Origin of the sequence: Burkholderia sp. Ac-20365, assembly GCF_017104715.1 — a bacterium.
Lineage (GTDB): Bacteria > Pseudomonadota > Gammaproteobacteria > Burkholderiales > Burkholderiaceae > Paraburkholderia.
This window is the reverse complement of the sequence record NZ_JAAGPI010000023.1, coordinates 26186-50927: the sequence shown is the minus strand read 5'-3', so window position 1 is coordinate 50927 and position 24742 is coordinate 26186. Positions and strand designations below refer to the sequence as shown.

Genomic DNA, 24742 nt, shown 5'->3' with positions numbered 1-24742 from the left:
GCGCGATGCGCAGCGGTTTTCGATGGCGGCAGGGCGCGGGCGATGCATCGCGGGCCGGCACGGCCGGCGCGCGACGCATCGCATGGCCGCGCTCGCTGGCAGCGAAGCGCGATGCCGCGCTGCGTCCTGAACATCTGCATTTCGTGCATGAAGAAGCGCGCGGTGGCGTGCTGCATTGCTTCGTGCTCGACTGTTCCCATTCGATGTTGTCCGGGCAGCGACTGGCGCTCGCCAAGGGCCTGCTCGTCGCGTTGTTCGATCAGGCGCGCATGACGCGCTCGGAAGTGGCGCTGGTGTGCTTCGGCGGTGTTCAGGCCGATGTGCACTTCGGTCCGGCCGTGCCGCGCTGGTGGAATGAACGGTGGATCGAACCGGTCGGCGGTGGCGGTGGGACACCGTTGTCGCTCGGCATCGAACGGGCGAATCAGCTTCTGGCGCAGGCTGCGCGCAGAATCCGGACGCGGCAGCGCTGGCTCTGGCTCCTGACGGATGGCCGCAGCAGCGGTTTACCGTCGCGTCCCATCGCTACAGATCATGTCGTGGTCGTCGATTTCGAGAGCGGACAGGTGCCGCTCGGGCGTTGCCGGCAAATTGCACACGAATGGCATGCCGAATACGTGACGGTCGACGCATTGCTCGGCGATACCCAGGCTGATCGACCGAACGCGTCGTAGCCTTCGTTGCGCCCGTTTGCCAGGACGGGCGCTGTCTGTCTCTTTGTTCCTCCTCTTCGCACGGTGCGCACGTTTCACTGATTGTCGGGCGCCGCGCCGCCAGGCTGCGGACTACCTGCCGCCCCGCGCAGGTCTTAGCCTTCGTAGGCGAATCACCTCTATGGGCGTAGCGCAGGCACCGGTGCGCTGCCGAATCAATCTCACTTGATCGAGCTTCAATGTCTGTTCGACGTGTAGGAATGGTCGAATCAATATGTAGGACTACTTTTAAAGTGCGTGTGATTCAAGGCGCTTCGGAATAGTCCGATTCCTGCAAGCGGTTCCCGTCTCTTAAGGTTCAGCCGGTTGTCGGCTGAAATCATGTAGCCGAGGAAGGAATGGACGACCGTGGTGACGGATGAGAGTGTCACTTGTTTCAGGTTCGCTTTAACATAAATAAACAGGATTGCGAATGAATAAGACATATCGTTCGGTCTGGAACGAATCGACCGGGACGTGGGTGGCAGCGCAAGAGAATTCCAGAGCGCGGGGAAAACGGAATGCTGCGAAACGTGTGCTGGCGGCAGTCGCGCTGGGGACTGGGGCTTACAGCGGAGCAGTATTCGCGGGCGGCGGAGCGCTCATCCTTTGCCCGACGGGAGGAGGGGGCGGCTGGTCTCACGGATACTCGGGGCAAGTTTCGCCAAATTGCAGCAACGCCACGGTCAATGGGAACTACGTCCACTACAACTTCCTTCTGGGGGTTGGCGATCAAAATGGCGCGAACGGTGCGGGCGGTACGGCCATGGTCTACGACGACTACTACACCAACGCGCTGAACCTGAAGGGACCGGGCGGCATATATCTGTACAGCACGACGTACCTGAACAACCAGAAGATCACTTCCCTGGCAGCTGGCACGGTCAGCAGTTCCAGTACCGATGCGGTCAACGGCAGCCAGCTGTACCAGGTGAGCAGTTCGGTTTCGACGCTCAGCAATACGGTCAACAGTTACAGCACGACCATCTCGAACATCAGCAGTACCGTCAACAGCATGAATGTCACGGTGAACAACATCGTGAACGGTGGCGGCATCAAGTACTTCCATGCCAATTCGACGCTGGCGGATTCGAATGCCTCGGGTTCGGGTTCACTGGCAGCGGGCGGCGCAGCGGTCGGCTCGGGGCAGAACGCGACGGCTGTGGGCACAGGCGCGACGGCGTCAGCGTATGGCGACGTTGCCGTTGGCTACTGGACACACACGGCGGGCACGGGTGGCGCGACCGCGGTTGGCGACCAGTCGTCGGCGCTCGCGGGCGGCGCATTCGCGGGCGGTCTGTCGTCGACTGCGTCGGGTACCTCGGCGGTGGCGCTGGGCTACCAGTCGACATCGGCGGGTGCAAACAGCCTGGCGATTGGCGGCAATGCGCTGGCCAATCAGGCTTCCACGATCGCGATGGGCGTCAACAGCAAGGCAGGCGGCGCAGGCGTTGCCGATATCGGCAACGTGGCAATCGGTGGCGGCGCCCAGGCGTACATGTCCACCAACCAGACGGGTGCGATGCCGAGTGTCGCGTTGGGCTATGCCGCCAACGCCAATGGCGACAACACGTGGGGTGCGAACACGGTGGTCGGCGCGTATGCGACAGCGTCGAGCTATGAGGCCACTGCGCTCGGCTATGCGACTAACGCGAGTTCGAATGCAGTCGCGATCGGCTACAACTCGACGGCGTCAGGGAACTCGGTGGCTATCGGTTATGTCGCCAAAACGACGGGCACCTCGGCCATTGCTTTAGGACAATCGGCATTGGCGTCGGGTAACAATGCGGTCGCCACGGGCACGTCGGCGGTGGCTAGCGGCGGCTACTCGAACGCAATGGGGTATCAGACGAATGCTGCAGGTCAGGACAGCGTTGCGCTTGGCACGCAGGCGAACGTCGGCGCCGCAGGCGTACAAGGTGTGGCGATCGGTGCGCGGGCGACGGCGACTGCGGCGAACTCGGTGGCGCTCGGTACGAACTCGACGACAACGGCCAACCTGAGCGCAGCAGGCTATAACCCGGGTACGGGCGCGCTGTCGGGCGTGGCATCGGCGGCCAATGGTGAAGTGTCGGTGGGCAAGGCAGGTGCGGAGCGTCGTGTGACGAACGTTGCTGCGGGCTCTGCCGCGACGGATGCCGTGAACGTGAGCCAGTTGCAGTCGGAAGACGCGAAGGTCAACGGCATCAGCGGCAACGTGTCGAACCTGAGCAATACCGTCAACAACATCAACGCGTCGACGACCAACATCAACAACACCGTGACGAACATCGTCAACGGCGGCGGCATCAAGTACTTCCACGCGAATTCGACGCTGGCGGATTCGAATGCATCAGGCTCTGGCTCCGTTGCAGCGGGCGGCGCCGCAGTCGGCTCGGGTTCAAATGCGACCGCTGTGGGCACGAGCGCGACGGCTTCGGCAGCAAACGCGGTCGCTGTGGGCGTGAATGCACAGTCGGCAGGCGCCGCATCGATTGCTCTGGGTCAGAGTGCGAACGTCGGCGCGGGTGCGAGTAACAGCATGGCGCTGGGATACGCGGCGACGGTGACGTCGGCGGTGGCGAGCAGCGGCTTTGCTATCGGCACGGGCTCGCAGGTCAGTGCGAATGACGGCACGGCCTTGGGACGCGACACGCGCGTAACGGCGACCGATAGTGAGGCGCTGGGTCACGCCGCAACGGCATCAGCGGCCAATTCGGTGGCGCTGGGCGCATATTCGACGACGACGGCCAACCTGTCGGCTGCGGGATACAACCCAGGCACGGGCACGCTGGCGGGTATCGCTTCGGCGGCCAATGGTGAAGTGTCGGTGGGCAAGGCAGGCGCGGAGCGTCGCGTGACGAACGTTGCCGCGGGCTCTGCCGCGACGGACGCCGTGAACGTGAGCCAGTTGCAGTCGGAAGACGCGAAGGTCAACGGCATCAGCGGCAACGTGTCGAACCTGAGCAATACCGTCAACAACATCAACGCGTCGACGACCAACATCAACAACACCGTGACGAACATCGTCAACGGCGGCGGCATCAAGTACTTCCACGCGAATTCGACGCTGGCGGATTCGAATGCATCAGGCTCTGGCTCCGTTGCAGCGGGCGGCGCCGCAGTCGGCTCGGGTTCAAATGCGACCGCTGTGGGCACGAGCGCGACGGCTTCGGCAGCAAACGCGGTCGCTGTGGGCGTGAATGCACAGTCGGCAGGCGCCGCATCGATTGCTCTGGGTCAGAGTGCGAACGTCGGCGCGGGTGCGAGTAACAGCATGGCGCTGGGATACGCGGCGACGGTGACGTCGGCGGTGGCGAGCAGCGGCTTTGCTATCGGCACGGGCTCGCAGGTCAGTGCGAATGACGGCACGGCCTTGGGACGCGACACGCGCGTAACGGCGACCGATAGTGAGGCGCTGGGTCACGCCGCAACGGCATCAGCGGCCAATTCGGTGGCGCTGGGCGCATATTCGACGACGACGGCCACCCTGTCGGCTGCGGGATACAACCCAGGCACGGGCACGCTGGCGGGTATCGCTTCGGCGGCCAATGGTGAAGTGTCGGTGGGCAGGGCAGGCGCGGAGCGTCGCGTGACGAACGTTGCCGCGGGCTCTGCCGCGACGGATGCCGTGAACGTGAGCCAGTTGCAGTCGGAAGACGCGAAGGTCAACGGCATCAGCGGCAACGTGTCGAACCTGAGCAATACCGTCAACAACATCAACGCGTCGACGACCAACATCAACAACACCGTGACGAACATCGTCAACGGTGGCGGTATCAAGTACTTCCACGCGAATTCCAGCCAGGCCGACTCGCTCGCGAGCGGCGCGAACTCGGTCGCAGTCGGCGACCGCGCGAATTCGATGGGCGGTTCGTCGGTGGCGGTGGGCGACGGCGCGACGGCAGTCGGCGCGGCCAGCGTCGCGATTGGCAACAATGCGAAGAATGCGGCCACGGCCAACAACTCGGTAGCGATCGGCGGCGATTCGGCGTCCGGCGACAAGTCGGTGACCATCGGTAACGGCGCGAACTCGACAAACTCGTCGTGGGCCGTTGTAGTCGGCACGAACGCGAACGTGTCGGGCGCACTGGGCGTGGCGATCGGCGGCGGCTCGGTGGCATCGGGCGCGAACGGCGTGTCGATGGGGCCGAACGCAATCGCCTCCGGTGCGAATACCCTTGCGCTGGGCAATGCAGCCAATGCGTCGGCGGCGAATTCGGTGGCGCTGGGCGCAGGCTCGCTGGCTGACCGCGCGAACACCGTCTCCGTCGGCTCGTCGACGGCGCAGCGTCAGATCATCAATCTGTCGGCAGGTACCGCCAATACCGATGCAGTGAACGTCAACCAGCTCAAGGGCGTGACCGCCGCGCTCGGCGGCGGCGCGGCGGTGAATGCAGATGGCTCGGTCAAACTGCCGACGTACAACGTTGCGGGCTCGACGTACTCGAACGTGGGTGATGCCCTCGCGACCCTTGTGAATGGCATCAACCCGCAGCTGCGGTACATCCAGTTCGGCGATACGAATGCGAACGTTGCGCAGGCTTCAGGCTCCGACTCGATCGCGATCGGTGGCAACTCGTTCTCGAACGGCAACGGCGCGCTGGCGATCGGCACGGGCGCGCGTGCACAGGGCGTGAACTCCGTCGCCATTGGCTTTGGCTCGGCAACGACGGCAGCGAACACGTTCGCGGTTGGCAGTTCGACGTCCACGCGCCGTATCGTCAACGTCGCAGACGGCGTCAACGCGACCGATGCCGCCACGGTCGGCCAGGTCAGTGCGAATATCGCGGCGGCCATGGCCAACCTGAATGCCGGGCTGAAGGCGCAAAGCCAGACCACGAGCCAGGGCGGGCTGCCTGGTGCGGCGACATCCGGCGGCTCCACGCAGATGCTCGGCGCAACGAGCCAGTCGTTGCTCGGCGTGACGTCGAGTCTGCCACCCGATCAACTGCTCGCATCGGGTCCGACCGACAAGGGCGGCATGATCAAGGCAATCGGCATCGATTCGATGGCGATCGGCCTGAACACGGCTGCCATGGCCGACTACGCGCTCGCTATCGGCGACAACGTGCAGGTCGGCTCGGCCTCTTCGGTCGGCGTGGGTCAGAACATTGCGATCAATGGCTCGAACACCGTAGTGATCGGCAGTGTGGTCTCGGCGAACGCGGCCAACGCGATCGTGATCGGCAACAACGGCACGGAAGCGGATAACGACAACGCGATCGCGATCGGCAACAACGTCGCCGTTGGCGGCAGCAACACGATGGCGATCGGCAAGGACATCGTGGCCGTCGGCGTGAACAGCGTGACGCTGGGTTACGCCAGCTCCGACAACGGCCGTGCGAACGTGCTGTCCGTGGGCAGCAACAAGCAGCAGCGCCAGATCATCAACGTCGGTGCCGGTACGCAGAACACCGATGCCGTGAACGTGTCGCAGCTCTCCGGCGCGGCAGCGGCGCTGGGCGGCGGCGCGGCGCTGAATACGTCGACGGGTGCGTTCGTGGCGCCGAAGTACACGGTGCAGAACCTGTCGAACATCTCCGACGTCGGCACCGCGATCGCGAAGCTCGATGCGGCTGAAACGGCGACCAACGGCAATGTGACGAACATCACAAGCACGGTGAACAACATCCTGATTGGCGGCGGCATCAGGTATTTCCACTCGAACTCGGCGCTCGCGGACTCCGTGGCTTCGGGCACGGACTCGGTCGCGATCGGCGGCAACGCAACCGCTACGACGGCGAATTCCGTCGCGCTTGGCGCGAACTCGGTGGCGAACTCGACGACGCTAGCCAGCGCCGCGTTCACGCCGACGGGCTACACCGCCGGTTCGGGCGTCAACAACGTGGGTGAAGTGTCGGTGGGCGCTGCGGGCGCGCAACGCCGCATCACGAATCTGGCAGCGGGCTCGGCTTCGACGGACGCCGTCAACGTCAGTCAGCTGGCAACGGAAGACGACAAGGTCAATCGGCTCGGCGCCGCTGCGGCAGCGGCGTTGGGTGGCTCGGCGACCTATGTCCCCGGCAACGACCCGATGTTCAAGCCGTCATACGCGGTCGGCGGCGGTACGTACACCAATGTGGGCGACGCGTTGGCGGCCTTGAACAACGCAGCGGCGACGGGCAATCCGTTGGGCGTGGCGTACGACGACACTTCGAAAACGCAGATTTCGCTGCAAGGCTCGGGCGGCACGAAGCTCACGAAGCTGAAGGCGGGCGATGTCAGCGCGACGAGCACGGATGCGGTGAACGGCGCGCAGCTGTACGCGACCAACCAGAACGTGACGAATCTGGGCAACAACATTACGTACATCAACAACTCGATCAACAACATCTTCAACGGCGAGGGCATCAAGTACTTCCACGCGAACTCCACACTCGCCGACTCGGCAGCGTCGGGCGCGAACGCCGTGGCGATCGGCGGCAACGCGAGCGCGACGACGGCGAACTCCGTCGCGCTCGGTGCGAACTCGCTGGCGAATTCGAGCACGCTCGCCATGGCGGCATTCAACCCCGGCAACGCGACGCTGTCGGCGGCGACGGCTGCGGGTGAAGTGTCCGTCGGTGCGCAAGGCAGCGAACGCCGCATCACGAATCTCGCTGCGGGCCTCAACGCAACCGACGCGGTCAACGTGAGCCAGCTCAAGTCCGAAGACGCGAAGGTGAACGCCGAAGGCACGAGCATCGCGAGCGTGATCGGCGGCGGCTCGACCTATGATGCGTCGACGGGCAAGGTGACGAACCCGACGTACAACATCGGCGGCGCGACGATCACGACGATAGGCGGCGCGATCACGAACCTCGATAACCGCGTGTACGCGAACTCGACCGATATCACGAACCTGCAGACGCAGATCAACGATGGCGGCATCGGTCTCGTGACGCAGGATCCGGCCAGCAAGAACATTCTGGTTGCCTCGAAGACGGGTGGCTCGACAGTCGATTTCACGGGCACGGCAGGTGCCCGCAGGCTGACAGGCGTTGCAGCGGGCACGGTCAGCATCTCGAGTTTCGATGCAGTGAACGGCGCGCAACTGTTCAACGTGGCGGCGTCGACGGCCAGTGTGATTGGCGGCGGTTCGACCTATGATGCGTCGACGGGCAAGGTGACGAACCCGACGTACAACATCGGCGGCGCGACGATCACGACGATAGGCGGCGCGATCACGAACCTCGATAACCGCGTGTACGCGAACTCGACCGATATCACGAACCTGCAGACGCAGATCAACGATGGCGGCATCGGGATCGTCACGCAGGATGCAACCAGCAGAAACATTCTCGTTGCATCGACGACCGACGGCACGATCGTCGATTTCACGAACACGAACGGTGCCGCGCGCAAACTCACGGGCGTTGCAGCCGGCGCGGTGAACGCATCGAGCCTCGATGCGGTGAACGGCGCGCAACTGTTCAACGTGGCGGCGTCGACGGCCAGTGTGATTGGCGGCGGTTCGACCTATGACCCGTCGACGGGCAGGATCACGAACCCGACGTACAACATCGGCGGCACGACCATCACGACAATAGGCGGCGCGATCACGAACCTCGATGCGCGCGTCTACGCGAATACCACCGACATCACCAATCTGCAGACGCAGATCAACGAAGGTGGTATCGGCATCGTCACGCAGGATGCAACCAGCAGGAACATTCTGGTCGCGTCGAAGACCGACGGCACCGTCGTCGACTTCACGAACAAGGACGGTGCGGCGCGCGTGCTGACGGGCGTCGCGGCCGGCACGAACGACAATGACGCAGTCAACGTCGCGCAACTGAAAGCGGCTGGCATCATCAATGGCAATGGTTCGACGAAGACGGCCGTAACGTACGACACGACCACCGACGCCAGCGGCAAGACGGCGACCGACTACACCAACATCACGCTGGGCGACGGTTCGGCGGGCGCGGCGCCCGTGGCGATCCACAACGTTGCGGCGGGCTCGTCTGCCAACGATGCGGTGAACTTCGCGCAATACACGGATCTGCAGGCGAAGGTCGACAAGATCGCCAATGCAGGCACGGGCGTCGACACGCTGTTCGTGGGCGACGGCGACCGCAACACCGAAGCCGCGCAGGTGGGCGGCACGCACGGGGTTGCGATGGGCGCGCTGTCGGTTGCGAACGGTTTGCAGTCCGTCGCGACGGGCTACGCATCGAACGCAACGGGCAGCAATGCCGTCGCAATCGGCGCAGGTTCGACGGCGAGCGGCAACAATTCGGTGGCACTCGGCGCAGGCTCGGTGGCAACCGACGACAACACGGTGTCCGTCGGTTCCGCCAGCCAGCAGCGTCGCATCACGAACGTCGCGGCGGGCACGCAGGGCACCGACGCCGTCAACGTCAGCCAGTTGAACGATGCGATCGCGACCGCCAGCAGCAACACCGTCAACCAGGCTGTCCAGCAGGCGAACTCGTACACCGACCAGCAGTTCAACAAGATGAACGACAAGATGAACTCGCTGGGCGCGGCGGCGATGGCGGCGACCTCGCTGATCCCGAATGCGCGTGCGGAAGGCAACTTCCAGATGTCGGCGGCGGCGGGCACGTACGGCGGCGCGTCGGCGCTCGCGGTCGGCGCCAACTACTGGGTCTCCGACCGGTTGCTGGTGAACGCGCACGTCACGCGTTCGACGGGGAGCGGTGCCAGCACGGGTGCGTCGGTAGGCGCAACCTTCGGCTTCTGACGACCTGACGCGCCCGCCGCGCGCACGCGCGGCGGGCCGGGAGATATCGATGACACAACCCAAACTACGCGGCGCGGTGCTGGCCGCGACGCTCGGCATCGCCGCCAGCGCGCCGGCGAGCGCTTTTGCCGACAACATCAGCAGCCAGGCCGAGGCGCTGAAGCCGTCCGTGCAACAGATCAGCGATCCATACCGGCGCGGGGTGGCCGAAGGTTTTCTGGAGATCGCGCAACGGCAGGACAGTCACGTGCTGGTGTCGACGGTTTATGACGACGCGGCCAGCAAGGCGCTCGGCAACGCGCGCTATCTGATCGACGGCACCGGAGCATGGCAGCCGCTGTACCGCACGAAGAACTGGCCGACGCGCGACAAGTGGGCCCAGTCGATCCGTACGATCGAAACAACCAACGCGCGTGCCTCGGCTTCGACCTGCAAGAGCGAAGCGGCGGGACGGCTGCTCGCGCTGACCGACGAGGTCTGGAAAGAGCAGGCCGAAACGCATGGCACGCGCTGGGTGCACGGCTGGGACGCGATCGATCGCGCCAAGACGCTGAGCGTGCAGGTCAACGACGAGCTCGACCGCTGTCCTCCGCCTGTGCAACCCGTCGCCCTCATGCCTCAACCCGACCGGCCCGTTTCCTTATCGGCGGATGCGTTGTTCGATTTCGATAGCGCGAAGCTCAAGCCCGAGGGCATCGAAGCGATCGATGCGCTCGCGGCGAGCCTGAAACGTGTGAAAGCGATCGACGTGGTGACTGTGATCGGCTACACGGACCGGTTCGGCTCGGTCGCACACAACCGCGATCTGTCGCGGCGGCGTGCGCAGGCCGTCGCTGATGCGCTGAAGGATCGCGGCCTGAACCCGGCGCGATTCGATGTGCGCGGCGCTGGGGCGAGCGCGCCCGTCGCGACTTGTCCGGGGGCGAAGTCCGCGGCCGTGATTGCCTGTCTGGCACCGAATCGCCGCGTGGAACTTCGCGTGAGCGGGCAGATGGCGTCGGCAGCGCAGCCCTAGTCGCGGGCGCGGACGACTGCCGGCAAGGCGGTCCGCAAACAGGACGGCCCGGTCATTCGCATGACCGGGCCGTTTTTATCGCTTACGAAAAGGTATCGGCAGGCGCGCTCACTTCGGCCCGCTGGTCCAGAAAATCACATCGTCGATCCGGTCGAACACATAGACCTTCAGCGCCATCTGCTCGACCTGGTCGAGCTTGTCGAACTCGATGCCATGCGTCGTCGGATCGCCCGGCTTCGAGCCGGGCTGCACGTTGCGAATGGTCGCCGTCGTTTCGATCGACGTTTCCATGTCCTTCGAGCGTAGCGTGAACGCGACGCGGATGCGCTTGCCGACTTCGCCCACCGTCCACGGCGCGACGAACGACATGCCCATCGCGCTCACACTCTGCACGAGGCCAAGGCTTTCGTAGCCCGTGCCTTCCACTTCGATGCCAAAGCGCAGCGGCAGGCTCGCCCGCACGCGTACCGACTTGCGCTCGCGCAACCGGCGCACCACGCCGGGCCGGGACAGCACGAGATAGTGGAACGGCACCTGGCAGACGGAATCGACGGTGCAGACGAAGCGGAACACCGCCTGACTCGCAATCGCCACGATCTCGACGTTTTCACCGATCGACAACGGCATCGGCTTGCCGTCGACCAGCGGCGGCGTGACGAACAGCGACTCGTTCGGCGCGAAGCCGATGATGCGCGACGGATGCATCGGCGCGCCCATGCCGACCTGCGAGCGCACGCCGATCAGCGCGCCGATGGTCAGATGCATTTCCTTGAGCGTCAGCGCATCCGCTTCGCCGGCTTTTGCGGCGGCGGCCTGCGCGGCGGCCGTGACGTCGTCGCTCGCGGTGCTGACATCGCCGCGCTGCGGCTTGAAATTCTGAAACAGAAAGCGGTGTTCGTCCGCGCCGATCACGACCGCGCCGCGATCGAACAGCAACGCGCCGTCGCTGTCGACGATCGGAAATTCGAGCGGTGCGCCGACCGGCACGGCGTCGGGCGAAAGGTGTCGTGCTGCGACGGGCGCGCTCGCGCCGGTGTCGACGATGTCTTCACTGGTTTCCATATGCGAATAAAGCGGTAGCCGTTGATAACCGCTGTATACGTCGCGTGGTGAAAAAACTTTAATTTATTTTATTACGCGCACGAAATTTGCCTTTCACCCGCTTTATTTATTATCGATAAGCGTGCCGGTTTAATGCGCTGTAAACGTAAAAATCGGCGCCTTTTCACGGAAGTTCATACCAGCGCGGCGTGTAAACCCATTCCCGGCCATGCCCGGCGGGGCGGAACGCACGTGTGGTGGACGAGCCGATTATTACCATCGTTCGCATATCGACATCGGCGGATTTCAGTTCTGAAAGCGTGGTCGTTTTCAGTGTCGCGCCTGGTCGTCCAATATCCCGGCCAAGCACGACAACCGTCGCCGGCGCCCGCCATTCGCGCACGATATCGAGCGCCTTGTCGAGTTGCCACGGACGCGCGCGCGAGATCGGGTTATAGAACGCCATCACCAGATCGGCTTGCGCCGCGTGCGCCAAGCGCGTTTCGATGATCGCCCACGGTTTCAGATTGTCCGACAGCGACAGCATGCAGAAATCGTGGCCGAGCGGTGCGCCTGCCTGTGCGGCCGTCGCCAGCGCGGCGGAGATGCCCGGCACGATCTCCAGTTCGACAGCGGCCCATGCAGCGCTTTGCGGTTCGTCGCGGGCTTCATCGAGCGCTTCGATCACGGCGGCCGCCATCGCGAACACGCCGGGATCGCCCGACGACACCATCGCCACGTGTCGCCCCGCGCTCGCCAGTTCGAATGCATGGCGGGCGCGCTGCATTTCCTCGCGATTGTCGGTGCCGTGCACGCGCTGGTCGGCGCGGAACGGGCCGGCCATTTTCACGTAGGTTTCGTAGCCGAGAACGTCGGTCGCCTGCGTCAGCGCGGCGCGCGCGGCGGGCGCCAGCAGCGATTTGTCGCCGGGCCCGAGGCCGATCACGCTCAGCTTGCCGCGCGCGCGGCCGACCGTCGCGGGATCGGGCGGCGCGTGGGTGACGGCGAAGGCGATGCCGGCTTCGGCGCTGGCTACGAGCGTTTTGTTCGGCACCCGTAATGTCTGCCGAAGCATGTCAGCGGGATGGTTTTGCGGGCCGCTTTCGGCCGCGAAGCGCAGGGCAACCTGTAACGCGTCCGCGGCCTGTTGAAGCGCCGGTTCGCCGGCGAGCGACAGCGGCGCGAGCAGCACCGCGAGCGATTGCGCGGCCAGTCCGTGCGCTTGTGCCGCCTCGAGGATGCGTTCATGCAGCCCGTCGGCCGTTGCCGTTGCGTCGACAGCGACTACGACGCTGCGCGGATGGATCACCAGCTCGTCTTTCGATCCGCTCCATGCCAGCGGCGTGACGCGGATCGCACGTTGCGCGTCATTGGCGCGCGGCAACTGCACGTCGTCGAGCCACGGCGCGTCGCCTTCGATACGCGTCGCTTCGCCCGCGAGCAGGTCGGAGACGAAGCGCTTGCCCTGGTCGATGCTCGCGAGCGTGTAACCGTCGGGCGGATTCAGCACGCATGCGCCGAAGCGCAGCTCGCCGCTCGTCGTGATGGCGGGCGCCACGTCGAGCGCGGCGGCGATCTCGCGTGCCATCGTGTTGACGCCCGACAATCCGCCGAGCAGCGGCACGACGGCGCTGCCATCTTCGGCGACGGCGAGCACGGGCGGCTCGACGCCCTTGTTCGCGAGCAGCGGCGCGATGCAGCGGATCACGATGCCCGCTGCGCACAACGCGACGACAGGCGTGCCGCTTGCATAGAGTTCGCACAGATGCGCGCTGAGTTCCGTGTACGCGACGTCGGCTTGCATGACGCGGCCCCGCAGGCCGTGGACCTGCGCGCCGTCGTAGAGCGCTTTCAGACGCTGCGCCGTGTCCTGCGCGCCGACGCCGAGTATCACGATCGCGGGCGGCGTCGTCATCCTTGCCATTTTTCCCCCGGCACGACGAGCAGCGAAAAATAGGGCGACGCCATTGGATCGACGTCCGCGAGCGGCACGATGCGCTGGTTCGCCATCGTCGCGCGTTCCACATAGAGCGCGCGGCTGGCGAGGCCCAGTTCGTCGAGCACGCGGCGCACCTTGTCGAAGTTGCGGCCGAGCTTCATCACGACGGCTGCGTCGGCGTCCGCGAGCCGGCGTTTCAGTTCGTCTTCGGGCAGCACGCCCGACAGCACCGACAGCGTCTGGTTGCGATACACGAGCGGCTGGCCGAGCACCGCGACGCCGCCGAGCATCGAGCACACGCCGGGCACGACTTCCGCCTCGAAGCGCGGATCGAGCCGGTTCGCGAGCCGGTCGTGCAGGTACATGTACGAGCCATAGAAAAACGGATCGCCTTCGCAGATCACGGCCACGTCGCGGCCCGCATCGAGATGATTCGCGACCACTTCGGCGGCGGTGTCGTAGAAGTCGGCGATGATCGCTTCGTAAGAGAGCGGCGGTTCAAGCGCTTCCGTCGTGACGGGATAAACGAGCGGCAACTGCTCCTGCTCGTTCGACAGATGCGACTCGATGATCGAGAACGCGTTACCTTTTTTGCCCTTCGCGACGAAATACGCGACCACGTGCGCCGACTTCAGCAGCCGCAGCGCTTTTACCGTGATCAGCTCCGGGTCGCCGGGACCGACGCCGAGTCCGAAGAGACGTCCGCGCGTGCTGTTCGACTGGCCCGTCATTTATTCGACCTCCGTGGCGAGCGCATTGACGGCGGCAGCGGCCATCGCGCTGCCGCCGCGCCGTCCTTGCACGGCGACGAACGGCACGCCGCGGCTGTCGGCGGCAAGCATTGCTTTCGATTCCGCCGCGCCGATGAAGCCGACCGGAAAGCCGAGAATCAGCGCGGGGCGCGGTGCGCCGCCATCGAGCATATCGAGCAGATGAAACAGCGAAGTCGGCGCATTGCCGATCACGACCACGCTGCCTTGCAGGCGCGGGCGCCACAGTTCGAGCGCCGCCGCCGAGCGTGTGTTGTTCATTTCGCGCGCGAGATCGGGCACGGATGGATCGCTCAACGTGCAGATCACTTCGTTGCGTGCCGGCAGTCGCGCGCGGGTAATGCCTTCGGCAACCATGCGTGCGTCGCAGAGAATCGGCGCGCCGCTGGCGAGCGCTTCACGCCCCGCACGGCCCGCGCCTTCGGAAAAGCGCAGATCGCCGACGATATCGGTCATTCCGCACGCGTGGATCACGCGCACGGCGAGCTTTTCGAGGTCGGCGGGAATGTGCGAGAGGTCGGCTTCCGCGCGTATCGTCGCGAACGACTGGCGATAAATTTCCTGTCCGTCGCGGATGTAGTCAAGCATCGAATGGCTCATCTGAAGAAGGAAGCGCGGATGCGTGCAGCCTGTCCGCGGCTTCGTCGATTGTCAGACCGCGCGCGAGGCACTGGCCGAAGCCGTTGGCGTCGCGCGGATCGTGTGTCTGGTACAGGTCGTAGCGGCCATCGGCCACGGCGAGCAGCGTGTAGGGCGCGCGATGCGCGGCCGCGCAGGAGCGCTGGCAGCCGCTGAGGTGCGCCTGCGTGTGTCCGGGCACGCGCGCGGCGAGTTTCAATGCATCGGCTTTGGTGTCTGCATGGCTTTTCGCGCAGCCTGTCGAACCGGTGCAGGCGATCACGCGGGTCAGCGGATCGTGCGGCGTGGTCGCGAGGCCGAGTGTTTCGAGCGTGTGCAACGTCGCATCGACGTTGGCGCTCGCGATGTTGACGAGCAGCACGCTTTGCCATGGCGTCATGCGCAGCGTCGCGCCGTCAGTCTCGCGCGCAAGCTGAGCGAGGCCGCGCAATGTCGCGCTGTTCATGCGGCCCAGCGCGGGCTGGGCGCCGATATGCCAATGCTGTCCGTCGCGCTGACGATGGGCGCCGAGTCTTCGGGATGCATCGGCCGGCGCGCGTCGCCAGTGGCTCAGCGATGCGTCGCGCAGCAGATACACACCGCTCCTGCGTTCGGCGTGCCTGATGATGCTTTCTACGGAATGCGTCGCGAGCAGATCGCGCATGCGCGTCGCGTCCGCGCTTGCGAGATCGAGGAACGTGTGCAGCAGCGCTTGCGTGAGCGTCGCCAGATCCGAAGCGGCGATAGCGGCGGCAGCGCTTTCGTGTCCCGCAACAACGGGCGGGCATCCCGCGAGCCCAAACGCGAATAGCGGCTGCGCGTGATCAGATCTCGGCATCGCCGAAAACCAGACATCGTGCGGATGATCGAGCATCATCAGACGCTCGCCGCCATCGAGCATCAGCGAAAACTTCGGCGATAGCGCGGCAAAACGGGCGTCGCTTTGCAGCGTCGACAGAAGTTGGTCCGCGAGCGCCGTCGTGTCGAATAGCGCGTGCGCATCGCAGCCCGCGGCGGGACTGACGAGCACGTTGCGCACATCGTCGGCGAAGGCTTGAGTAGCGTCGCGTGGACCGAGGCCCGCATCCAGCAGCGCCGCGATCAGCGCATCTTCATGGCCGCGCTTCACGCCGCGCAATTGCAGATTCGCGCGATTCGTCACGTCGACGATGCCGGATGCGTGCTCGTCGATCGCATTTGCAATGGCGAGCGCCTGAGCCGCGTTCAACTCGCCGCCCGCCAGCTTCACGCGGCAGATGCCGCCGTCGAGCGCGGGCACGATGCGCAACAACCCCGGACAAGCCGAAGGGCGCAAAGTGGAAGCGTCGGACGAATGGAAAGCGTGGCTCAAGACATCACCGGGTAAGCGTCGCGCGACGGCCCGGGCATCTCGAAGGAGAGTGGCTCGGCATCGGTACACCCCGCCCGATGTTGGCTGGCACGAACTGTTGGCCGGCAGGTTTCCTGACTCACAGGTCGTCGTCCGCGCCGGGCCTTCCCGGTATCACCAGTGGCGCAAATTGGCGTGGACTCGCTGCATACAGTTGCGGGGGCAGTCACGGTCATCGCAGTGATGTGTGTTCCCTCTTAGGCCCCGAAAGGCACCGGCGAACGGGTATTATGCCTTTTTTCGAACAGCACAACGACGCTGCGGCCTTTGAACACGGTCCGCAGCAGCGTTTTCAATACAGCGAGCAGATGAGGATCGAGGCATGTCGGCGTGGCTGACCGTGGTGGGAATGGGCGATGACGGTTTTGCCGGTCTGGGGAAAGCGGCGCGGCGCGCGCTGATCGACGCGTCGGTGATCTACGGCGGCGAGCGGCATCTGTCGATGCTGCCGGTGTGCCTCTCCGCCGCGCGCGAGCCGTGGCCGCAACCATTCGACATCGCGCCCGTGCTGGCGCGGCGCGATACGCCCGTGTGCGTGCTGGCGAGCGGCGATCCCATGTTTTACGGCGTCGGCGCGACGCTCGCGCGTCATCTTCGCGCAGACGAATTGCGCGTGCTGCCTGCGCCGTCGTCGGTTTCCCTTGCGGCAGCGCGCCTGGGCTGGGCGTTGCAGGATGCGGCGACGGTGTCGCTGGTCGGGCGGCCGCTCGCCGCGTTGCAGATGCATCTGCACGACGGCGCCCGCGTGTTCGTGCTGAGCGCGGACGGCACGACGCCTGCAGCGGTCGCCGCGTGGTTGCGCGAACGCGGCTTCGGCGCGACGCGCATGGTCGTGATGGAGCATCTGGGCAACGCATCCGAACGTTTGATCGACGCTCGCGCGCATGAATGGTCGATCGGCGAGACGGCGCAACTCAATGTAATCGCGCTCGACTGCCGTCGCGACGAAGCGGGCGATACGCCGCGCCTCGCGTTGACCCCCGGTCTGCCCGACGACGCCTATCGTCACGACGGCCAGTTGACCAAGCGCGACGTGCGCGCGTTGACGCTCGGGCGTCTTGCGCCCGCGCCCGGCGAACTGCTGTGGGACGTGGGCGCGGGCTGCGGATCGATCGGTATCGAATGGATGCGCGCGCACGCCAGTTGCCGCGCGATTGCAATCGAAGCGAATAGCGAGCGCCAGCGTTTCATCGAACACAATCGCGACGCGCTCGGTGTGCCGGGACTGCAACTGATCGCGGGCAAGGCTCCCGATGCGCTGGGTGGACTGCCCGCGCCGGATGCAATTTTCATCGGCGGCGGCGTGACCGCGCAGGGCGTGCTCGATGCCTGCTGGAGCGCATTGAAACCGGGCGGGCGGCTGATCGCGAATGCCGTCACGCTCGAAGGCGAAGCAGCGCTTGTCGCATGGCGCGCGCAACACGGCGGCACGTTGACGCGCATTGCACTTGCCGAAGCGCAGGCGCTCGGCAGCTTCGAGACGTGGCGTTCCGCGCTGCCGATCACGCTGCTCGATACCACCAAACCGTGATGCGCGACGAAACGCCCGAACAACCCGCGCCGCTGCGCAGCGGCTACACGACGGGAAGCTGCGCGACGGCGACGTCGCTGGCGGCGGCGCGTCTGCTGCTGACGGGCGTGGCCAGCGACATCGCCGAAATCGTGCTGCCAAAAGGCCAGCACGTGCCGATGAAGCTCGTGTTCTGCCGCCTGCTCGACGACGATCCACATGCAGCCGAAGCCGGCACCATCAAGGACGCGGGCGACGACCCCGACGTCACACATGGCGCCGTGGTGTTCGCGCGCGTGCGTCTCGCCGACACGCCTGGCGTGCGCTTTCATGCGGGGCCGGGCGTCGGCACGGTGACGCGCGCGGGGCTCACGCTGCCTGTGGGCGAGGCGGCTATCAACCCGGTGCCGCGTCAGATGATGACCGCGCATTTGACCGAACTCGCTGCCGAGCATGGCTACGCGGGCGGCTTCGACGTGACGATCGGCGTCGAGAACGGCGAAGAACTTGCGCAAAAGACGATGAATCCGCGGCTGGGCATTATCGGCGGGCTGTCGATACTCGGCACGACGGGTATCGTGCGGCCGTTTTCGTGTTCGGCGTATATCGCTTCGATCCATCAGGGCATCGATGTGGCGCGCGCGAACGGCTACAGGCATATCGCCGCGTGCACGGGCAACGCGAGCGAGGACGCGATGCGCGCTTACTACCAGTTGCCCGATATTGCGCTGATCGAAATGGGCGACTTCGCGGGCGCGGTGCTCAAGCATCTGAAACGCGCGCCCGTCGACAAGCTCAGCATGTGCGGCGGCTTCGGCAAGCTGAGCAAGCTCGCGGCCGGGCATCTCGATTTGCACAGCCGCAATTCGAGCATCGATCTGCCGCAACTTGCCGCGTGGTGCGCGGGACATGCGGCGAGCGATGCCGCGTTGCAGGCCGCCATTGTCGCGGCGAACACGAGCCAGGAAGCGCTGGCAATGGCGTTGAAAAAAGGCGTGCCGCTCGGCGACATCGTCTGCGCACGGGCGCGCGATGTGGCGCGCGAGATCGTGCCGGCATCGGTTGAAGTCGAGATGTTCGCGATCGACCGGCAGGGCAACATCATGGGTGTGGCGCGATGAAGCGGGTGCTGCTGCTCGGCGGAACGGGCGACGCGTTGCAGATCGCGCGGCAGCTCGGGCCGCAGCATGTCTACAGTCTGGCGGGACTCGGACGTGTGCCGGAAGGGCTCGCGTGTGAAGTGCGGGTCGGCGGCTTTGGTGGCTGCGAAGGGCTGGCGCGGTTCATCGAAAGCGAAGGCATTGCGCTGGTGATCGACGCGACGCATCCGTATGCCGCGCAAATGAGCGCGAACGCGGCGGCTGCGTGCCGTACGGCGCAGGTGCCATGCTGGGCGCTGCGCCGCGCGGGCTGGACGCAGCAGACGGGCGATGACTGGCGGATGGTGGACGACTGGGATGCGCTGGTCGATGCGATTCGCGCGTTCCGGCGCGTGCTGTTCACCTCGGGCCGCGAGCCGCTTGTGCATCTCGACGAGATACCGGCGCATCAGTATTGGCTCGTGCGTTGTCTCGACGCGCATCCGGGCAACGAGCGCGCGCGAATTATCGATGCACGGGGTCCGTTCGATATCGACGGTGAACGGGCGCTGTTCGCGTTGAATCACATCGATGTGCTGGTGACGAAGAACAGCGGCGGCGCCGCGACGCAGGCGAAGCTCGAAGTCGCGCGCGAGTTGAAGGTGCCTGTGGTGATGATGCGGCGTCCTGCGTTGCCCGATGTCGATCGCGAGTTCGACAGTCCGGCGCAACTGCTGCGCGCATTGAATGAAGAAGATTGGAGTGGTGTGAAATGACGGTGTTTTTTATCGGCGCGGGGCCGGGTGATCCTGAACTGATCACGGTAAAGGGGCAGCGTCTGGTGCGCACGTGTCCGGTGATTCTGTATGCCGGCTCGCTGGTGCCTGAAGCCGTGTTGAGCGGCAATGTTGCCGAACAGGTGGTGAATACGGCCGAGCTCGATCTCGATGCGATCATCGCGCTGCTTGCGCAAGCGCATGCCAAAGGGCAGGACGTTGCGCGCGTGCATTCGGGCGATCCGTCGTTATATGGGGCGATTGGCGAGCAGATTCGCCGCTTGCGTGCACTTGGCATTCCGTATGAGATCGTGCCTGGGGTGACGGCGACGGCAGCGTGTGCGGCTACGCTTGGCGTTGAGTTGACGTTGCCTGATGTGTCGCAGACGGTGATCTTGACGCGCTATGCGCGGAAGACTTCGATGCCTGACGGCGAGCAGTTGGCCGATCTCGCGCGGCATAGGGCGACCATGGCGATTCATCTTGGCGTGCGGCATCTTGCCAGCATTGTTGATGTGCTCGTGCCGTACTATGGGGGCGACTGTCCTGTCGCGGTTGTTTATCGGGCTAGTTGGCCTGATGAAGAGCGGGTGTGCGGGACCCTGGCTGATATTGTTGCCAGGGTGCAGGCGACTGATATTGAACGCACTGCGTTGATATTGGTGGGGCGTGTGCTCGATGCTGAGCATTTTGCAGATTCAACGTTGTATGCCAAAGATGCCGATGGCAGGTGAGGTGTTGTTGTTGTTGGTGGTGGCATCCGCGATTTGTCTTCGTACTTCACGCGTTGCCCCTGTGCGGGGCGGCACCTACTTTTCTTTGCCGCGGCAAAGAAAAGTAGGCAAAAGAAAGCCGCTGAACACCGCTAATCCTTGTTTCCGCCCGAGGGCCCCCGACGGGTCCTCCGCTTCAAACGGCAACCTGCCTTCCACCGCCCGTTGCCAACGCTCTGATTGAGCGCATCACCCGCTTCACACTCCCGCGTGGCCACACGCGAGATCGCATCGCCCACGTTCTATGGCGGCAAACTGTGTGTAGGCTGTCGCGGCGTACGCGCTCCACTCCGGACTGAAAAGCACCATCGGTGTCGTAAGAACGCAGAGGTGTGAAGCACTACGACCTACACACAGTTTGCCACCTGGGCGGCCGTAACCAATCGCTGCCGCTTGCTGCGCTACGGGTGACTGAAGTGGGTGAGGCGCCCATTCAAGGCGTTGGCAACGGGCAGTGAATGGCAGGACGCCGTGTGAAGTGGAGGAACTGTTGGGGGCCCTCAGGCGGAGGTCAAGAACGGGCGGTGTTAGCCCGCTTTCTTTGCTTACTTTCTTTGCGGCGGCAAAGAAAGTAAGTGCCGCCCCGCACAGGGGCAACGCGTGAAGCAGGCAAAACAAATCGCGGATGCCAGCGAAACCACAAGCAAACCAAACAAAACCAAAAGCGCATGCCACCCCGCACAGGGGCAACGCCTGAAGCACCAGTAACAAAACGCGAATGCCAGCGACCCCTTAAGCAAACAACATCATCGAGGCGCCGCCAGCAAAAAAACTCGTCAACGCGTTTGCACGGAAGACTGCTCACCCTGCGCCTGCGGCTGAGTAACAGCACTAACAACCACAAACACAACAACATTCAGCGCGAGCGCAAGAAACCCGATATTGACGTCCTTGAGCGCATCGGGCAAAAACGGCATCAACTGCCCGACGCTCATCTTGAAGATAGTGGTGATTGCAACAACGGCGACCCCAACCACAATCCCGCAAAACGCCCCTTGTTTCGTAGCACGATTCCGCGGCGCGAGGCTGCAAATAATAGCGGGGAACAGTTGCGTAACAAAGCTATACCCCATCAAAAGGAGAGCAACAATCGTCTCCCCGCCATGCAATGTAAAAAGCACGGCCACCAGCGCAACAACAGGCACGAAAACCCGCGCAAGCTTTGCAACCGTCTCATCGGAAGCATTACGCTGCACAAGCCCGCGATAAACATCGTTAGCAAGCAACGTCGAAGCCGTCGTGAGAATCATGGAACCTGGCACAAGCGCAGTCAGCACGCCAGCGGCACCAATCACCCCAACAAACCACGGATCAAACGTCTGCAACGACAGCTTGAACAACGACAGATCGATATCGCCGCCTTTGAGGCCCGGCACCTTCAGCGCCGCAGCAAAGCCAACAAAGAACACGAACAGCAGGATCAGCTGATAAAGCGGCAACACCATCGCGTTACGTCGAAAGATCCGTTCGTCCTTCGCGGTAAAGACAGATCCAAACGTATGCGGCCACATAAAGAAGCCCAGCGCGGTAAGCAGAACCGTCGACTGGAACCAGGTGACGCTCGAGCCCTTCTCAGGGAACGTGAGAAAGCCAGGACGCGCAGCATCGATCGCATGAAACATCTGACCGAGGCCGCCGTAATAATGCATCGGCAGATAGATGCCAAGAAACAGCACGATGCCAAGAATGAGCATGTCCTTGACGACCGAATTCCATGCCGAGCCGCGCACACCCGATACCGTCACGTAGATCGTGACAACAGCCGCGCCGATCCATATCGCCGCCGATGACGAAATCGCACCATACGATGCCGTCGACACGATAATCCCAAGGCCCTTCAACTGCAGCACCAGATAAGGAATCAGCGCAGCCACATCGACGATCGCAACCAGCACCCCAAGCGGCGCGCTATCGTATTTGCGCGTGAGAAAGTGCGGCTGCGACACGACGCGATGCGTCTTCGCGAAGCGCCACACGGGCGGCAGCATCCAGTACGACAGCACATACGCCAGCGTGCCGTACGCAAGAATGTAGTAGACGGGTGCGCCCTTGCCATACGCGAAGCCGCTGCCGCCAAGGAAGGTGAACGTCGTATAGATCTCGCCTGCCATCAGCAGGAACACGAACGCGGTGCCGAAGCTGCGGCCGCCCACCGTCCATTGTTCAAGGCTCATGTCGTGCCCATGACGGGCGCGTATGCCCAGATAAAGCGCGAACAGCGTGACGGCGACGATGATTGCGAGGGCGCTGCTCATGAACGCACCTCCTCGCCGGAGGAAGTCTGCCGGTTCACGGGGTCGAGCTTGTAGATGATGCCCATGATGACCGAGCTCAGCACCACCCACATCACGATCCACGCAAGCACGAACGGCATGCCGAGCACGAGCGGCTCGACGCGGTTGACGAACGGAACGCCGAGCAGAATGCCGATGAACGGCAGCACGGCGAGCAGACGAAATGACATGGGACAACTCCTCGATTGTGAATGAGTCCGTCTCGATGAACGTCAATGTGACCGTCAATTCCTGAAGCAACGACTGAGATGCCGCGCACCGACTGTATGCCTCTTGCCATATTCCGGTAAAGCTCGCCAAAAATATGCAGGTATATTGAAAGGAACGTGCGCAAACGCAGTGCCCGTGGGCGTCGGCGTGCATCGAAGGCGTGCTGCATTGCATGAAGAAGGTGCCCGCGCATGGCGTGCGAAATTGGTTGCAATTACACTGTTCGGCCCTGATGCTCCGTTGCGCGGCGCAAAAATCAAAACCATCAAAGAGCGATTTCATCGATGATTTCGAGCCTGATTTCGGAGATTCTGTTTGGCTTCACCGGGTTGATCAGCATCATCAACCCGATCGCGATTGCGTTCGTGTTCCTCGACCGCACGGAATCGCTCACGGACGCGGAGCGCGCCGCGCTCGCCAAACGCGTGTCCCTCAACGCGTTCTTTGTGCTGCTCGTCGTATTCTTTGTCGGTACGCCGATCCTGCATTTCTTCGGCATTTCCATGGAAGCGTTGCGCATAGGCGGCGGTCTTGCCGTGGCGGTGAGCGCGTGGAATATGCTCAATGCGCCCGAACGGCAGCCGAACGAAGCAGCCGTCAAGCCCGTCGATCCCGACAACGCCATGTCGAAGGCTTTCTTTCCGTTGACGGTGCCGCTCACGACAGGCCCCGGCACGATGGCAACCGCCATTGCGCTGAACGCGAACCGCAGTCACAAGCTGTCGGAGTTCGTGATGTCGTCGATTGCTTCCGTGACGATTTCGTTTCTCGTGATGCTCGCAATCTGGTTCACGTACAACCACTCGGCAACCCTTGGCCGTTATCTGGGCAAGGAAGGCACAAAGGTCGCGCTGCGCGTGTCCGCCTTTCTGTTGCTGTGCATCGGCGTACAGATCATCCTGACGGGGCTGTCCGAGTTTCTCGCGCCGATTGCGAACGGACGGCTGAACAATTGAACGCCGGGAGCCAGTCGGGCGCTTCCCCGATGTGACCCGGCATGATCCCGATCAAAGCGGCGCCGCTTCACGCCGTTTCAAACGGAAGCGTGCGCAGGCGTTTTTCTTCGAGGAGACCGATCATGTGCCGCTGGCTGGCTTACACAGGCAACCCGATTCAGCTCGAAGCCGTGCTGTTCCGGGCCAAGCATTCCCTGATCGACCAGAGCCTTCATTCGCGGCTCGGGCAGACAACGACCAACGGCGACGGCTTCGGCGTCGGCTGGTACGGTCATCCCACCGATATCCCGTTTCGCTACCGCTGCGCGCATCCCGCGTGGAGCGACCGCAATCTGCGCGACGCCGCGCGGGCCGTGCGCGCGCCGCTGTTCGTCGCGCATATCCGCGCGGCGACGGATACGCCGTCGCAGGAAACCAACTGTCATCCGTTTCGCCACGGCCGGTGGCTGTTCATGCACAACGGCCTGATCCGCAACTACCCGAAAGTGCGGCGGGACCTGATGCTCGGCATCGACCCGGACCTGTTCGCTTCGATCGAGGGCTCGACGGATTCCGAAGTCATGTTCTATCTGGCGCTGACCTTCGGGCTCGAAATCGATCCCGTGCTGGCGCTCGAACGCATGGCGGGCTTCGTCGAGGAAGTGGGGCGGCGCCACGGCATCGAGGCGCCGCTGAACATGACCGTCTGCGCGACGGACGGCGAGCAGATCGTGTCGGCGCGCTATTCGAGCGAGCGGCAGTCGCGCTCGCTTTTTCACAGCACGTCGATCCGCCATCTGATGGAGTTGTATCCTGATGATCCGCGTCTGGCCGCCGTCGGCGCCGATGCGTTTCTGGTGCTTTCCGAGCCGCTCGTCGACCTGGAAGGCTGGTGGGAGGAAATACCGGAAGCGACGGCGATCGTCGCGAAGGGCGGCGCAATCGAATCGCGGCAATTCAATCCGCATGGAACATAGCGTCGTTGCAGGTTCATGGCCGTGCTTCGCGTAAACCCTGATACGCGCTGCGCGT

At 64.0% G+C, this 24742-nt stretch carries 16 protein-coding genes and 1 riboswitch; of the genes, 9 read left to right on the top strand and 7 right to left on the bottom strand.

The window, feature by feature from the left end; all coding sequences use genetic code 11:
* The first annotated feature begins 5 nt into the window (after window positions 1–5).
* From G3O01_RS29595 to G3O01_RS29585, 3 genes are all read left to right on the top strand, one after another.
* Window positions 6–674 (top strand): VWA domain-containing protein, encoded by a 669-nt coding sequence (locus G3O01_RS29595; protein WP_205810142.1) that lies wholly within the window; start codon window positions 6–8, stop codon window positions 672–674.
* Between the two features lie 784 nt (window positions 675–1458).
* Window positions 1459–9360 (top strand): YadA-like family protein, encoded by a 7902-nt coding sequence (locus tag G3O01_RS29590; RefSeq protein WP_241024363.1) that lies wholly within the window; start codon window positions 1459–1461, stop codon window positions 9358–9360.
* A gap of 49 nt (window positions 9361–9409) precedes the next feature.
* Window positions 9410–10375, top strand: a complete 966-nt coding sequence (locus tag G3O01_RS29585) for an OmpA family protein (protein WP_205810140.1) — start codon at window positions 9410–9412, stop codon at window positions 10373–10375.
* A 108-nt stretch (window positions 10376–10483) separates the two neighbouring features.
* Here the strand turns inward: G3O01_RS29585 and G3O01_RS29580 are convergent, their stop codons facing one another.
* The 5 genes from G3O01_RS29580 to cobG all read right to left on the bottom strand — a co-directional run bounded on the left by G3O01_RS29580 (window position 10484) and on the right by cobG (window position 16094).
* The gene (locus G3O01_RS29580) at window positions 10484–11437 is read right to left on the bottom strand and encodes a flagellar brake protein (RefSeq protein ID WP_205810139.1); all 954 of its coding nucleotides are present in this window, start codon (window positions 11435–11437) and stop codon (window positions 10484–10486) included.
* A gap of 163 nt (window positions 11438–11600) precedes the next feature.
* Window positions 11601–13331 carry a precorrin-3B C(17)-methyltransferase gene (gene cobJ, locus G3O01_RS29575; RefSeq protein WP_205810138.1) on the bottom strand — a complete coding sequence of 577 codons (1731 nt, stop codon included), beginning with the start codon at window positions 13329–13331 and terminating at the stop codon, window positions 11601–11603.
* Window positions 13328–14086: a precorrin-2 C(20)-methyltransferase gene (locus G3O01_RS29570; protein ID WP_205810137.1), complete on the bottom strand. Its 759-nt coding sequence runs from the start codon at window positions 14084–14086 to the stop codon at window positions 13328–13330. Before G3O01_RS29570 ends, cobJ begins: the two co-directional genes overlap by 4 nt.
* Complete coding sequence (locus tag G3O01_RS29565; RefSeq protein ID WP_205810136.1) at window positions 14087–14713, bottom strand: precorrin-8X methylmutase; 627 nt, start codon at window positions 14711–14713, stop codon at window positions 14087–14089. It abuts the gene before it with no gap.
* On the bottom strand, window positions 14706–16094 hold the full coding sequence (cobG, locus tag G3O01_RS29560) for a precorrin-3B synthase (RefSeq protein ID WP_241024361.1): 1389 nt from the start codon (window positions 16092–16094) through the stop codon (window positions 14706–14708). Before cobG ends, G3O01_RS29565 begins: the two co-directional genes overlap by 8 nt.
* An 85-nt stretch (window positions 16095–16179) precedes the next feature.
* Window positions 16180–16367: riboswitch (cobalamin riboswitch) on the bottom strand.
* 88 nt (window positions 16368–16455) lie between these two features.
* On the opposite strand from cobG, the gene cbiE reads away from it, so the two are divergent.
* Genes cbiE through cobM form a run of 4 tightly spaced genes read left to right on the top strand, consistent with a single transcriptional unit; the run spans window position 16456 to window position 20232 of the window.
* Window positions 16456–17664, top strand: coding sequence for a precorrin-6y C5,15-methyltransferase (decarboxylating) subunit CbiE (gene cbiE, locus G3O01_RS29555; RefSeq protein WP_205810135.1), 1209 nt, complete (start codon window positions 16456–16458; stop codon window positions 17662–17664).
* Complete coding sequence (locus G3O01_RS29550) at window positions 17664–18764, top strand: cobalt-precorrin-5B (C(1))-methyltransferase (protein WP_205810134.1); 1101 nt, start codon at window positions 17664–17666, stop codon at window positions 18762–18764. The genes cbiE and G3O01_RS29550 overlap by 1 nt, the downstream gene beginning before the upstream one ends.
* A complete protein-coding gene (locus G3O01_RS29545) occupies window positions 18761–19498 on the top strand; it encodes a cobalt-precorrin-6A reductase (RefSeq protein WP_205810133.1) in 738 nt (245 codons plus the stop codon). The genes G3O01_RS29550 and G3O01_RS29545 overlap by 4 nt, the downstream gene beginning before the upstream one ends.
* Window positions 19495–20232, top strand: a complete 738-nt coding sequence (gene cobM, locus G3O01_RS29540; protein WP_205810132.1) for a precorrin-4 C(11)-methyltransferase — start codon at window positions 19495–19497, stop codon at window positions 20230–20232. Before G3O01_RS29545 ends, cobM begins: the two co-directional genes overlap by 4 nt.
* A gap of 815 nt (window positions 20233–21047) precedes the next feature.
* Here cobM and G3O01_RS29535 read toward each other — a convergent pair.
* Window positions 21048–22526, bottom strand: a complete 1479-nt coding sequence (locus G3O01_RS29535) for a sodium:solute symporter family protein (protein ID WP_205810131.1) — start codon at window positions 22524–22526, stop codon at window positions 21048–21050.
* Entirely contained in the window at window positions 22523–22735 is a 213-nt protein-coding gene (locus G3O01_RS29530) for a DUF3311 domain-containing protein (protein ID WP_109483027.1), read from the bottom strand. Before G3O01_RS29530 ends, G3O01_RS29535 begins: the two co-directional genes overlap by 4 nt.
* A 324-nt stretch (window positions 22736–23059) precedes the next feature.
* Here G3O01_RS29530 and G3O01_RS29525 point away from each other — a divergent pair, with 324 nt between their 5' ends.
* Complete coding sequence (locus G3O01_RS29525) at window positions 23060–23731, top strand: MarC family protein (protein WP_205810130.1); 672 nt, start codon at window positions 23060–23062, stop codon at window positions 23729–23731.
* A 122-nt stretch (window positions 23732–23853) separates the two neighbouring features.
* Window positions 23854–24687 carry a class II glutamine amidotransferase gene (locus G3O01_RS29520; protein ID WP_205810129.1) on the top strand — a complete coding sequence of 278 codons (834 nt, stop codon included), beginning with the start codon at window positions 23854–23856 and terminating at the stop codon, window positions 24685–24687.
* The last annotated feature ends 55 nt before the right edge of the window (window positions 24688–24742 follow it).